Here is a 13,744-nt window from a genome sequence, read left to right on the forward strand (position 1 = left end):
ATTAAAGGCCACTAATTATAATTAGTGTTTTTTAAGTTTTATTTTCTTATTTATATTAGGTAAGAAGAAGCTAACAACTCCTATTAAAGGAAGAAACGAACATAATTGGTACACAAAATAAATGGAGGTGAAATCGGCCAAAAGCCCAATTAAAGCAGAACCAACAGCGGCTACTCCAAATGCAAATCCATAAAACATTCCTGAAATTACCCCTAGTTTTTTAGGCAATAATTCTTGGGCATAAGAAATTATTGCAGGAAATGCAGATGCCATAATCAATCCTATAGTTACCATAAAAACATCCGTATAAAAAAGGCTAACATAAGGTAGCATTAAAATGAAGGGTATTGCTCCTAAAACTGAAAACCATATAACATACAAACGTCCAAATTTGTCACCAAATGGTCCACCTATAATAGTTCCCAACATATACGAAAATAGATATATAAATAGATGAATTTGAGCTTGTTCTATTGAGAGATTGAATTTTTCAATCAAATAAAAACTATAGTAATTTGATAGACTTGCGGCATATATAAATTTCGAAAAAATTATCACTAATAATATTCCTAATATTAATTTCATCTTCTTCTTTGGAAAATCAAAATTTGATATAGAAACAATACTTTTTTTTAATTGAATATTTACTAAATACTTTTTATGCCAAATTGCAATTTTCTTCAGTATAAAGAACCCAATAATTAATGGTATTATAAAAACAATAATTAATTCTTGAGAATCAGGCAAAACAATTAAAGCTACCAATAATGGCGCAATTGCTGTACCCAAATTGCCTCCAATTTGAAATATTGATTGAGCAACTCCAATCTTACCACCAGATGCTAAATTGGCAATTCGACTAGACTCTGGATGAAAAATGGCAGATCCTACACCTATTAAAACACAGGAAATTATTATTGAGATAAAACCGTTTGCAAAAGATAAAAACAGAACGCCAAAAGTTGATATAAGAAATCCGAAAATTAAAGCATAGACCTGAGGTCTCTTATCTGTATAATAACCAATTAATGGTTGCAAAATTGATGCGCTAAATTGAAAAGCAAAGGTTAATAAACCAATTTGAACGAAAGAAAGATGATACTTCTCTTTCAGCAGCGGATAAACTGATGGAATAACCCCTTGAATTAAATCATTTATAAGATGAGAAAAGCTTATAAAATAGAGAATCTGAAAAGTAGTTTCAGAAATTTTATTTTTCATAAAATATACTTTACATGCTTGCTACTTAAGAGTAATTATTCTTATTACTTTAATGATGTTTACTTTTTTGAGTAGACAATCTTTTTTTCCAAACAACTTACTGCACAACTGAAGCTCCACCTTGAGTAATATTTGTCACAATGATTTTAAATGTATAATTATTCTATCTGCTATTTGTTTAGCTGATGTCACTTGATTTAGATTCTTATATAATTCTCCATCCTTCCCTGAATAATGACCATGACCAACTAGGGTCATTAGCTTATATGCATTTGAATCAAAATCATTAGAGGAAATTTGGACCTCATAAATTAATGAGGGTTGCCCAACTTGACCTGAACCGGAATAAATTTTGTCGTTTGGATATTTATCTTTTGTATAATATTCATTCCAATCGTAAGATTGATTTAATTCAACGAGTATTTTATAATTTCCTTTGGCTATTTTGCTCTTTGAATTAATAATAAAATTACCTGTTGGTGTTGCACCCGAATAGGCATCGATATCGCTAGAGTTTCCTAAAGGCATATAAAGTCCATCTACTGCTTTAATACCGCGCTTGTGAGACCAATACGGCAAGGCTTCAGGTCTTCTTAATATAGCCGATTTCCATTGCTCATCTTTTTTCTGCCCAAAATCAAATGTACTTGAAGAAATGACTCTTGAGATATATAGAGTTTGAATATAATTTCCATGAGTATCTTCAACCCAAATAGCGAATAATGGGTATTGAAATGCTTTTCCTTTTTTTAATTCAATACTTATAAGTTTATCTCCTTTGGCTTTCTTTAAATCTATAACCTGGTAATCAAAATTCATTTCTTTTTTACCAAGTTGTTCGTTGCGAATTTGATTACCGAAAGCATATAACTTATTTAATAAAGGAAGTTCAAAATAGACAGCAAGCGCTAATAAAACTACTACCAATACTATTAGTGGGCTTTGTAATTTTTTAAACTTTGATAATCGCTTACCTAAAATGTAGTTTTTTAAAGGCAATTTATTATTGACAATGTGAAAAACCATAGCCAACATAAACAACAAAGCAAAAAGTGTGTGCAATGATGCTATACTTTTTTTAAAAGGCAAAAAATACATTAAGATACCTGACCCTGTTAAAACCAATAATAATATCAATAAAATAATGCCTAATAGACGTCTGCTCATTCCAAATAGCTTAAATATTAGTTAGCATCAATTTTTGGTGTCCAAACACCCAATTGGGCATTTTCTTTTACATACTCTGAAAAGTCTTTAGGTTTCCTTCCTAATACTTTTTCAATATCATTGGTGATTTCAGAATTATCAGGGTTTCCTAGAACTTCAGAGAACAAATATTCAATTAACCAAACAAATTCAGTTGGAACTCCTTGTTGATTCATAACATTAACATATGCAGGTAAAGCAATTGGAGTAAAGGTTATGTCCCTACCTATTACAGACGATATTTCTTTAATCACTTGTTTAAAAGTTAATTGTCTTGGCCCTGTTAATTGATATATTTTACTATTGTGTTTTTCATGTAATAATGCTTCAACAGCTACATCAGCAATATCATCAGTATCTACATAAGGCACTTTTGCATCAGCCTGTGGTAAGGCTACAAACCCTTCCAATATAGGCTCTAAAAAGAAACTCTCACTAAAATTTTGGTTAAACCAACTTGCTCGAACAATGGTATAATCAATACCCGAATGAATAATCACCTGTTCACATAATTCTGCTTCTCTTTCTCCTTTACCAGACAAGAGTACCAGTTTTTTTACTTTGCTTATCTTCGCAAGCTTGGTTAAATTTTCAATGGCCTCTAAAGCTCCAGGAACCGCTAAATCTGGTTGAAACGTTATATAGACTTTATCCATACCCTGTAGAGCTTCAATCCAAGTTTCGGAATTGTCCCAATCAAAAGAAGGTGTTGCAGATCGGGAACCAATTCTTACACGATGTCCAGATCCGATTAATTTACTAGCTACTTTACGGCCTGTTTTTCCAGTTCCGCCAATTACTAAAATGTTACTTTTATTTTTCATTTTTATTTATATTTTTATTTATTATTCCGTAATACGAGTATGGCTTATTATAAGTATGAGGAATGACGCTATAGAACTAATTGTTCTAATTAAATGCAAACGATTCCATTGCCCTTCAAATGTGTCTCTAAGAATTTTTAGGTCCTCTGTACTCGCTGAGCTCAAATCTGTTTTGTATAAAATTTGATTTAGTGGTACATTTCCAAAAAAAGTGACCAGTAAAACTCCAATTAGGTAAATCCCAACGGCTAAGATTAATAACACGATTAAAGAGTTTGATGAACTTCTAAGGGTAAATAAATTGATTAACCCTAGAAAGAAAGGTCCAAAGAATACAATAAAAAATGCTGGGTTAAGTATTGTTCTATTCATTTGTTGAAAAGCGCTTAAATAACCACGGTCATTTAAATTGCCAATCCCAAGAGTGACTGCATTAGACCATGTAAAGCAAAGCCCTGCTGATAATCCAGTTAGCAATATTAGAGCAACTATTCCTATATTTTCAAAAGTGAAATTCATGGGTTTATTGTCTTGCCGTTATATTTTGAGGATATACACAAACATACCAGTATAAAACTGCTACTAATAAGAATTCAAAAGCTATAATCCAGAACCCTATAGAGGTAAAAAAGGTATAATGACTTCCACCATTTGGAATTTCAAATAAGGGCACTGTAATCAACGCATCTAAAGCAACACTTGTTAACAGCATGGTTTGGGCAACTTTAAGTCCATGTGTTTTTTTGTCTTTTTTGTAATAAAAAGAACAACCAAACCATACTAATGGTATAACAACAATAAACAGCACTACATTTGCTTGTGTATTAGGGTTTTCTAAAATAGGAACATAATAAGAAATTGAATAAAAAAGTACGGCAATAATCCAAATAGCTATACCTAGTAAAATGGCGCGTTTAGTTTTCATGTCTTTTCTGTTTAAAAGTTACATGACAAAACTATTGCGATAACTAAAGATTAGTTTGTTTTAAAAGAATTATGATTTGTTCGAAAAGTTAGCTATTTAATTTGACTAGGGCGATAACCAAATTTTTTTTCGAAGGCGTTTGAAAACGAACTCAAACTATCGTAGCCAACATGCCATGAGGCTTCTTGCACCGTCGTTTCCTGGTTTCTAATCATTTCATGTGCTAAAGTTAGACGCTCATTTTGTAGGTACTTAAAAACTGGCACGCCGAAAAACTCTTTAAATTCCTTTTTTAGTTTAAACGTATTTAAACCAATTTGTTTGGAAATTTCGCTTAACGAAGGTGGATTATCCAAATTGTTCAACAATATATCTTTAGCTTGATTGAGTTTTTCACGTTCAGTAGTTTTAATTTTTGCAGTTTTTAAACTTGCCAATTGACCAAAAAAATGAGATAACAAAGCTGTAATCTGACTTCTAAAAAACATCATTTTAGTCTTGCCTTCGTATTGTATGTTAAATAGAGAATCTACTATTGTCTGCATTTCAGGAGTCATATAAAATGTTGGCCCTTCCACATAGTGATCTGAAGGATTAACCAACTGGTTTAGCATTTCGCTAAAGAGCTCACCTTCTTCATTGGGTAAATTATCTATGTTATTAATAGATGTAGCAACCACAATACATTGGAGTGATTTTAAAGGAGAAACTGAATGTAAGAATTCAACATTTTCGTCGGCATAAAATGAAAGCGCCAAACCTTTTGTGTAACTAAATATTTTGTTTTTGGTTCCATATTTCACATTTAAATCAACATTTCCTGAGCCATAAAATGCAACTGCTATTAATGGTTCGTCAAAAAAACAAGAATCTGTTGTTGGCTCATTGGTTTTTGCTTCTTCAACCAAAATAATGAAATCATTTATGTGGATAAAATCTCTTGTCATAATACTTGGCTTTAAAGTTAATTAAATATTGATTATTTAATTTTTACAATGCTAAAACAATCATGCTTAGTATATAAAATATTCATTGTAATGGTATTGCGGTTAGCCCATAATCTAATAAAGCATACCAAATTAAAGTACGATGGATATTCTAAATACTTGTTGAAACATACCTATTAACGCATGATTATTCATGAAAACGGTATTCACTTAGTTCCAATAACAATGAAAAGTTAAAGGTAATGAAGAAAAATGTACTAATTCAAAATTTTATTTTGAACCATTACATTATCAGTTGCACTTGGAACATGTTTAGAGTTTTTAATTAAAACAACTTCTTTTAGAGAAGGAAATATTTTACTTGCTCTTTTTATCATTTTTTTACCTGGAAACATGATGTCTTTATCAGCAGCAAAAATGCTGATTGGTGTTTTTATATTTTTAGCTGAATCTTTAGAAATAACAGGCAGTGGTGAGAAATCCATGTTGCAGTGTTGAAATGTATTTGACATAAAGGCTAAAGCAAAATCATCGTAGTCAGAAAACAGTACGCTCATTACTTTTTTAATATGCTTTTGGTTATTAGTTTTGATGAATTTTTTCAATGGAATAAACATCTTCCATAAATTTAAGAGTGGATTGCCATTCACAATATACACAGGTGCAATTAAGAAAACATGCTTAATTGGTGTTTCATTGAACTCTAGTGCTTTTAAACTGATGAAACCACCAAAGGAAAACCCAACTAATGTAACGTCTTTCAGCCTTAGTTTTATGATTATTTCAATAAGCCATTTACCATATTCTAAAGATTTCATATCCAATCTGTTCTCTGCACTTTTATTGGGTTGTGCTAATACATCTACTGCAAAGACGCAATATTTAGAGGCAAAATTGGGAAAAGACTCTAAAATTAAAGGCGCACAACCACCAGTACCATGAATAAGTAGCAAAGGCGGTTGTTTAGTATCTCCTGTAATTATAACATTAGTAGCTCCAAACTTTGTTTCTACCAATTTTTCAGAATATTCAATATTCAGCTCCTTTAACTTTTGATTGTAAAGGGATATGATTTTTTCTTTCCCTTCTTGTGATTTAAAAAACATAGACTGTTCGTTTTTTGAGTGATGATGATTTATTGATTGATGATTGCTATATTTCCTATTTTATGGCCACTTTCAATATATTTGTGCGCTTCTACAATATTTTCTAATTTATAAGTTCTATCAATAATTGTATTGAGTTTTCCTTGAGAAAAAAACGTTGTCAATTCAGTTAACAACCCTTTTAAATCGTTTTGTTTTCTAATGCCTGTTGCTGAAAATTTTACTTTTGTAGGCACTATAATAGAGTGCCATAATACACCAATACTTAATACTGGTGTGATAAAAACGCCTTCATTATACAGGATTTTTTTACACCTTCTATAAGTTGATTTGCCTACAGTGTCATAAATAACATCATAAAAATTTCCTGTTTTTGTAAAATCATGTTTTTTATAGTCTATCACATGATCAGCTCCTATTGATTTTACTAAATCTACATTTTTAGTACTACATACTCCAGTTACGGTAGCTCCTATATTTTTTGCTAGTTGAATAGCTGCAGTCCCCAAGCTACCTGATGCTCCATTAATTAAAATGTGTTGCTCTTTTTTTAAGTTACCTATATCTTTTAAAAAACTATAGGATGTTAGGAAGCCATCACAAATTGGCGCTGCTTGTACATGAGTTATGTTGTTTGGTTTAAATACCATTATTGAATCTTCAGGAATACATAAATACTCTGCATTAGTACTATTACTAAATAGTTTTTCTCCAAATACCTTATCATCAATTTTAAATTTGGTTACTAAATCTCCAACCGATTCTATAACTCCGGAAAAAACCAGTCCCTAAACAAGTGTTTTTAGGTTTAAAAACACCTAAAAACAATCTGCCAAACCTTGGCTTTCCTAGTCTTATCATGGTGTCTGCTCTTGTTATTGAAGACGCAATAATTTTCACTAAAACCTCATTAGGTTTAGGCAATGGCTTGTCAGTATCAATAACATCAATCACTTCTGGAGAACCGTATTTTGTATAAATGCAGCTTTCATATTCTGTTATTTTTCAGCAAAGTTGGTTAATGTGTGGGGTAAAAAAGTTCGTGTTTTGAAATTAGAACTTAATTGGTTGACGCATTGTTACAACCTATTTTGCTTTTTCAATTTAAATTCTTCAGTTCTTTTTATTTGCTCTTCTAAATTCCATTCAAAATCAAATCTATTTTTAAGAAATATGGCGATCGAATCAAGTCCAATTGCTGTTCTTCTTTTATCAATATTCGCTGGATCATACACAGGCCAAAGGTTAAAACTCTTGGTTTCTGGATAGTATTTCATCTGTCCACCATAAATTTGTAAATCACCTCTTTCTGTAGCAATTCTATCTTCAGCTCTTACAAAGAACCGAGGCTCTAGTTTCTTGTCCTTTACAGCTTGCCTCATCATTGGAAGATATTGTATTCTAATTTCATTATCTGAATGTTGAATGACATTGCATATTATCCAATTTCCGTTTTCTCCAGCCATTTCTTTAGTTGGCCATCCATATTTGTCTAATATATTTTTTACTATCTTTTCATTGATTTTGTGATTGTGCTCATAAATGGCTTGTTGTTGCTTAACCAATTCCGATTCAGCGCCATGTATTTCCATAAGCGAATCTCTTAACGTAATTGGTCGCTGCTCTGTATTCCAGATAGTATCTAGAATAGTAATTAGATTTTTTTGATTCTCCGTTGTTGTCGATGTTTCTTTAGCCTTGGTTTTACAAGAGCAACTCATTATTACTAATAAACTGAATAATAAAATATTTTTCATTTTAAGCTGTTTTTTAGTTGGCAATAAATCATTCGACATTTAAATGTCGAATGATTTTTGTTCATGTTTTTAAAGCTTATAACCAGCTAAACCCTAATCCTACATTAAAGATTAATGCATCTCTATGCGCATCTCCATCTAAAAACGCACGACCGAGCACTAATTTAGACTGTAGGTTAAGCGCAAAGTTTTTCTTTTTATAAATTTCGTAACCTGTACTTGCCATAACTGCGCAACCAAAATTCCAATCGTCATTTACATCGTCTTTAATATCATATAGTGCTGGCGAATCTATCGCTAAACCAATTCCTCCATGAATCCACCAACGATCTTTTACCCAATACTGTAGCGATGGAATAACCCCTCCAAAGTGCCTGTCATTATCTTGAAATTCGTAGATGTTTCCCGGTAAAGAAGCGGTAATGGCAAGCCTTTCATTTAGCATATAGCCAAACTTTAAATCTGGAAAAACGAATGTCCCTTGAGATTTGTCAAACGTTTGTATGCTGGCACTATCTTCCAAACTGATAATGCCTCCACCTGCAACGAATTCGAAGATGAAACCATCTCTTTGTATTGTTGTTTCTGGATTTGTGTTTTGTGCGTATGTTATACTAGTTAATAAAGCAAAGGCTACACAAACCGTTTTTAATAAAATTTGTTTTTTGATTGTATTCATTTTAATTGATTTCTTAATTGTTCGTTTTTTGATGCTTCGACAACGCTCAGCACGAGTAGATGATTTGATTGATGGTTTGATTAATTGTTTCAATTTTTAAATAAATTCATTGGTTAATAGTTGCTGAATAATGGTAATAGTTTTTATGCTGCAAATATCTTTCAACATGTAATAAGATTTAAATACGAATTAGTGAACTGTTAAATATTAAGGATGAATCGATTTTTCGCTTATTTAAAAGTCCCATTTTACAAGCAAAGCCTTGTAGTCTCTACAACTCATGAAAACCCTGTGCCTAAAGCCGTATTTTTTAGTTTAAAAAGCCCTAAAAACAATCTACCAAATCTAGGCTTTCTTAATCTCATCATGGTGTCTGCTCTTGCTTCAGGAGACGCAATAATTTTAACCAATATTTCATTAGGCTTTGGCATTGGTTTTTCTAACTCCACAACCTTAATAGCATTTGTTGAGCCATACGTTTTATATACTGCTTATTTCATAACTAAAATATTTACGGCAAAGTTTCAAAATGTTTAAAGCTTAAAAGTTCCTATTTAGAAATCAGAACTAGTTTGAAAAGTATTACGCTCACATTGTTTTATTTCTTATAGCTTTAACTCCTAACATAATTATTATAAATATCAATGCGATAAAAAACAAACTAGTTAATGCACTTTTTATAATTGAGAATAAGTTTGTCGCACTAACCGCTACCTGAGATATACTTGGGTACGTATTTAAAAGGGTAATAATCCCAATATTTTCGAAGTAATCTGCAACCCCTGCAATAATGGGTAAATCATATCCACAGGTAATTGACTGGTTAAGTAAGTATTTCTACCAATATCTCCAAGCGTACTAAGCAGTTCGTTTGCATAATTAAAATTATATCCTGTAGGCATCATGTCTAATAATTTCATTCCATTAGAATATACCATGGTTTTAGGAATTGTAACCCATAGCATAAAAACATAAACTAAGTTTGTTAAAATAAAAAGGGCTAAAACTTTTTTACCTGATATGTTTTTTTCTATAGTGCTTTTAAGTCTTCTCATTTGTGTCAGAATATATTCTCGTTATTTTAAGTAAATGGTGTGTCAATGATTAAAAAACAAAACCAGATACAATGTAAATTACAATGGGTCTAAAGGTCTTCTTTTTCAAAAAAAAAACCGTGCAAAAGTTTAAACGTGTAATTAAAATTTAAATCACTTCAAACACTAATGCTTGTTTATACTCGCCAACAAAATCAGCTCCTTCACGATAGAATACCATTCTATTTTCTGATAATTCAGCTAAAGTGTAATGTCTAATTGAAATACCTTGTGCTGTTCCACTTTGGTTGATAAACCCTCGTGAATATCTTAAGTAAATTGTATTGCCTTCACTAGCATCCATCAAGATTAATTCGCCATCAAAAATTTCTACATCAGCCGTAAAAACACCATCATCGTTTGTACCAAAGCATTTATCATCGCCTAAATTTACAGTAAAAGCATTGTTGGTATTTGAAAAAGTATACACATCGTCTGCTAAACAGGAAAGTTCTATTTCTAAATGGTAATTAGGGTCGTAAAAATCATTAATTACCTCTGTAATTCTCCATGATTTTTGAGAGTCACCATGAATTGTTGAGAGATCGGTTTCGGTGAACAAAGGGATTCTTTCTTGCTCTATATTTTCATCATCTGAACTACAGTTAAACACAGTTGCAAGAATGATAAATAAAATAAATGACGCGCTGATTTTGCTGTGATTATTCATTATTTTTTGATTGATTGATTTTTTAGCTTCTTTTTTATTAATTGCAAATCAATGATAGCTCTTGCGTATCAGATTTATGTATTGTTGGTATTTTTTGTCCATTATAAACCTTAATACATGTTAAATCAGGGTTTCTATCAATCCTCAAATCAACTAACTTGTAATTATTACTCACATCAAAACTAGAAAGCATATTACTTGAAATGTACAAGTGTGTTAAATTACTGTTGTACTCTAGATTTAAAGTTGGTAATTGGTTGTCTGAAATCAGCAAGGTTTCTATCGCTGTATTGGTACTAAAATCTACAGTTTCCAATTTATTGGATGTAAGTAAAAGGTGTTTTAGGTTTACAGCGCCGTCGGTATCAATGGATTTTAAATCATTATGACTTATGTGCAAAACCTCCAATGATTCGTTATGAATATTAAACTCCTCCAGATAGTTCCATGATAAATCCAGATCTTTTAAACCTGTTGCATTGGATAGTCCAATAATTGAGTTACTTGAGTCAAATTCATTTGCCTGAAGATCTGCAAAAATCAAATTTATATTTTTGCTTAAATCAATAGTTTTTAAATAGTTACCAATCATATATATAGTATCCAGTTTTGTATTAAAACTTAAATCGACTGTTTGTATTTTTTGGTTAGCCGCAGACAGTAGTGTTAAGTTTACAAAACCCTCAATACCTGTTAAATCGCTAATTTCACCAAAATTGGCAGAGAGATTTAAATCTAAACGAGTGACTTTTTCCGCATCAGTTTTTAGCATTTGTTGATTAACAACACCATCTGTATCTATGCCTTGTTCTATTAATTTTGTTTCAAAATGATTATCAGGAATACTGATATAATCATCATTTATTGGGTTTGTACTTTCGTTTTCATTAGAACATGCTGTTATGAGAAATAATGCAAAAAGAAAGATTGTGTTGAACGTTTTACTTAAGGTGATATTCATTTTATGTTTTTTGATATGAATTTATAAGACTGTTTTCTGGTTAAACTGTTACAGTTATTTTGATGTATTTAGTAATTTTTTTATTTAATTATTATACCAATGGTTTATCAGATAGCTTAAACAACTTTTGCCAATTATGCATTTGTATAAAAACTATTTGCTAAAAGTATATTAGAGCGGATGAAAAAAAGTTCGGTTTTAAAATTGTTTCCAAATAAGAGTCAATTTTATTGAAAAGCTTATTCGTATTTTTAGAAAACGCTTAGTGCTGAAAACGTAATGAAAGCGAAAATTATTGATTTAATAGATACATTCATATTATTTTAATTTTTTGCTTGAACCATATTCCAAGGCTGCACCAATAGCAATGCCTAAAACAAACCACAGTTGCATATTTGATGTTAAATAACCTACAATAGTTCCTAGTATAATTCCTATTCCTAATTTGATTCCTTTTTTACTTTTTTTTGTTTTCATGTTCTATACTTTAGATCACAAAAGTATTATTGGGAGCCTTTCTGAACGTTCTAATTATGAAATCGGAACTAATTCTTTATATTGCTTTTGATATAGGCATTTGGCGTAGCTCCCTCAATTTTTTTGAAAAAAGTATTGAAAACTGTTTTAGAGTTAAAACCACTATCATAGGCAACAGCCATTATAGTTAAGTCTTTGTTTTCTTCTTGAAGAATACGTTCTTTAAATTCATTAACTCTAAAAGTGTTAACATATTCCGAGAAGTTTTTTTGAAATCCAAGGTTTAATAATTGTGAGGCGTAATTGGCAGGAAGTTCTAAGTAAGAAGCTAAGTCTTTTAGAGATAAATCTGGATTTAGATATAGTTTATAGTCCATCATAATCTGTTCCAATTCTTTACTATACTTTTTAATTTCATTTGTTTTTAGAAGTGCCTGTTTGTACTTTCTTTTCTGTTTGTAATTTACATTATCAGGAATTGCTTTAAGCATAATGTCTTTAAATCTCTTGTGATTCTTTACTGTCTTAAGAATTGGTGATGGATTTAATAATAAAATTAATGGCAAACGGTTATGGTATGCTTGCTCTACTAAATCAATTACTTTTTCACTATTACCTAATAAAGCATTGACTAATATTAAAAATGTAAAAGCCTTATCTACAAGTTCTGTTGTTAAATAAGTTTCTAATTTCCTTAATCCCTCATTGCACTTTTCTGTTTCATTTAGCTTTGCATAACACATGGTTTCACCTCCTAATTTGGAGAGGTCTTTCACAGAAACGCCTTCAAGTGAACCGAAATATGACAAAGCTTCATTTGGTTTGCCAGATAGTAATAAACTAATGCCTATATAAATTGGAGGAAAGGGTAGCTTTGGGTCTAGATCCAACGCCTTCTTTAAATACGGTATGGCGGTGGTGTATTCTTCTTGTAAGTAATATAAAAACCCTCTATAATGATGGTTGATAGCGGCATAAGGGTCTAGCTGCAAAGCTTTGTCAAGATAATTATGTGCTGCTCCTAATTTTCCTTCCACGGTCAAAAAATTAGAAATGGTTAAGTAGATATCGTCTGCTTGTTGAATTTCCAAAGCTTTTTTGGCATGTTCGTATGCTTTTTCGAGATTCCAATTTTGCCAGCATTCTATCCAAGCTAAATTCAATTGAGATCTTGATGAGTTTGGGTCTAACTCTAATGCCTTTAACAAATAAGGCTGGGCTTTCTCGTAGGCTTCAAATGCAGGTAAAAGGCCCATAGTTCCCATATTAACATAAGCTAAATTAATATCTAGATAAGGGCTTGAAAAATTAGGTGATTTATGTATGACTTCTTTTAAAATGTTGATACCCTTTATAGAGTTTTTATAATCCAACTTCATGATGTAATACCTCCCTTTCAGATAGTCTCTATAAATATCTACAGGCACATCTATAGGCTCTACCAACTTGTCTTCTATTTCAAGGTGGCCTATGTGTTCGCGTAATTTTTCAGCAATAAACAGACTTATTTCATCTTGTATTTCAAAAACATGTTCTGGATTTCTATCAAAGGTTTCTGACCAGAAATGAAAATCGTCTACAGTATCAATCATTTGCACTGTAATACGCATTTTGTTTTTTGATGTTCGCACGCTGCCTTCTATAAAAGTAGCCACCTTTAGCTCTTCTCTTACCTCTTTCGCAGATACATCTTTATTTTTAAAATAAAATGAGGATGTGCGAGAAGTTACAGAAAGGTCTTTTATTTTAGCCAGTGCATTGATAATTTCTTCCGTTAATCCATCACAGAAATATTCGTTTTCAATAGAATTACTCATATTGACGAATGGAAGTACTGCTATGGATTTTGATGATGTACGCAAGGGTTAAGAAGTTTT

The 13,744-nt window shown here is 31.3% G+C and carries 16 protein-coding genes; 1 reads left to right on the plus strand and 15 read right to left on the minus strand.

Annotated features, from left to right (window positions below; translation table 11 throughout):
* Window positions 1-21: 21 nt before the first annotated feature.
* The 10 genes from RNZ46_RS16255 to RNZ46_RS16300 form a co-directional block, all read right to left on the minus strand.
* Entirely contained in the window at window positions 22-1,221 is a 1,200-nt protein-coding gene (locus tag RNZ46_RS16255) for an MFS transporter (RefSeq protein ID WP_316983226.1), read from the minus strand.
* A 135-nt stretch (window positions 1,222-1,356) separates the two neighbouring features.
* On the minus strand, window positions 1,357-2,388 hold the full coding sequence (locus RNZ46_RS16260) for a DUF4405 domain-containing protein (protein WP_316983227.1): 1,032 nt from the start codon (window positions 2,386-2,388) through the stop codon (window positions 1,357-1,359).
* 17 nt (window positions 2,389-2,405) lie between these two features.
* A complete protein-coding gene (locus tag RNZ46_RS16265) occupies window positions 2,406-3,251 on the minus strand; it encodes an NmrA family NAD(P)-binding protein (RefSeq protein WP_316983228.1) in 846 nt (281 codons plus the stop codon).
* A gap of 21 nt (window positions 3,252-3,272) precedes the next feature.
* Window positions 3,273-3,770 (minus strand): anthrone oxygenase family protein, encoded by a 498-nt coding sequence (locus RNZ46_RS16270; RefSeq protein ID WP_316983229.1) that lies wholly within the window; start codon window positions 3,768-3,770, stop codon window positions 3,273-3,275.
* A 4-nt stretch (window positions 3,771-3,774) separates the two neighbouring features.
* A complete protein-coding gene (locus RNZ46_RS16275; RefSeq protein ID WP_316983230.1) occupies window positions 3,775-4,176 on the minus strand; it encodes a DUF5367 family protein in 402 nt (133 codons plus the stop codon).
* A gap of 92 nt (window positions 4,177-4,268) precedes the next feature.
* Window positions 4,269-5,123 carry a helix-turn-helix transcriptional regulator gene (locus tag RNZ46_RS16280; RefSeq protein ID WP_316983231.1) on the minus strand — a complete coding sequence of 285 codons (855 nt, stop codon included), beginning with the start codon at window positions 5,121-5,123 and terminating at the stop codon, window positions 4,269-4,271.
* Between the two features lie 257 nt (window positions 5,124-5,380).
* A complete protein-coding gene (locus RNZ46_RS16285; protein WP_316983232.1) occupies window positions 5,381-6,229 on the minus strand; it encodes an alpha/beta fold hydrolase in 849 nt (282 codons plus the stop codon).
* A 29-nt stretch (window positions 6,230-6,258) separates the two neighbouring features.
* Window positions 6,259-6,879, minus strand: coding sequence for an NAD(P)-dependent alcohol dehydrogenase (locus tag RNZ46_RS16290; RefSeq protein ID WP_316983233.1), 621 nt, complete (start codon window positions 6,877-6,879; stop codon window positions 6,259-6,261).
* A 429-nt stretch (window positions 6,880-7,308) separates the two neighbouring features.
* Entirely contained in the window at window positions 7,309-7,986 is a 678-nt protein-coding gene (locus RNZ46_RS16295) for a DUF6624 domain-containing protein (RefSeq protein WP_316983234.1), read from the minus strand.
* 76 nt (window positions 7,987-8,062) lie between these two features.
* The gene (locus RNZ46_RS16300; protein ID WP_316983235.1) at window positions 8,063-8,665 is read right to left on the minus strand and encodes a hypothetical protein; all 603 of its coding nucleotides are present in this window, start codon (window positions 8,663-8,665) and stop codon (window positions 8,063-8,065) included.
* 213 nt (window positions 8,666-8,878) lie between these two features.
* On the opposite strand from RNZ46_RS16300, the gene RNZ46_RS16305 reads away from it, so the two are divergent.
* The gene (locus RNZ46_RS16305; protein WP_316983236.1) at window positions 8,879-9,202 is read left to right on the plus strand and encodes a hypothetical protein; all 324 of its coding nucleotides are present in this window, start codon (window positions 8,879-8,881) and stop codon (window positions 9,200-9,202) included.
* Window positions 9,203-9,402: 200 nt separating this feature from the next.
* Here the strand turns inward: RNZ46_RS16305 and RNZ46_RS16310 are convergent, their stop codons facing one another.
* The 5 genes from RNZ46_RS16310 to RNZ46_RS16330 form a co-directional block, all read right to left on the minus strand.
* Entirely contained in the window at window positions 9,403-9,720 is a 318-nt protein-coding gene (locus RNZ46_RS16310; protein ID WP_316983237.1) for a hypothetical protein, read from the minus strand.
* 148 nt (window positions 9,721-9,868) lie between these two features.
* Window positions 9,869-10,429: a hypothetical protein gene (locus RNZ46_RS16315; RefSeq protein WP_316983238.1), complete on the minus strand. Its 561-nt coding sequence runs from the start codon at window positions 10,427-10,429 to the stop codon at window positions 9,869-9,871.
* A gap of 37 nt (window positions 10,430-10,466) precedes the next feature.
* Window positions 10,467-11,390, minus strand: coding sequence for a leucine-rich repeat domain-containing protein (locus tag RNZ46_RS16320; protein WP_316983239.1), 924 nt, complete (start codon window positions 11,388-11,390; stop codon window positions 10,467-10,469).
* Window positions 11,391-11,708: 318 nt separating this feature from the next.
* Window positions 11,709-11,867, minus strand: coding sequence for a glycine zipper domain-containing protein (locus RNZ46_RS16325; protein ID WP_316983240.1), 159 nt, complete (start codon window positions 11,865-11,867; stop codon window positions 11,709-11,711).
* A gap of 68 nt (window positions 11,868-11,935) precedes the next feature.
* Window positions 11,936-13,729: a helix-turn-helix domain-containing protein gene (locus RNZ46_RS16330; RefSeq protein WP_316983241.1), complete on the minus strand. Its 1,794-nt coding sequence runs from the start codon at window positions 13,727-13,729 to the stop codon at window positions 11,936-11,938.
* Window positions 13,730-13,744: the final 15 nt, after the last annotated feature.

It is taken from the genome of Hwangdonia lutea, from assembly GCF_032814565.1.
Classification (GTDB): Bacteria; Bacteroidota; Bacteroidia; order Flavobacteriales; family Flavobacteriaceae; genus Hwangdonia; species Hwangdonia lutea.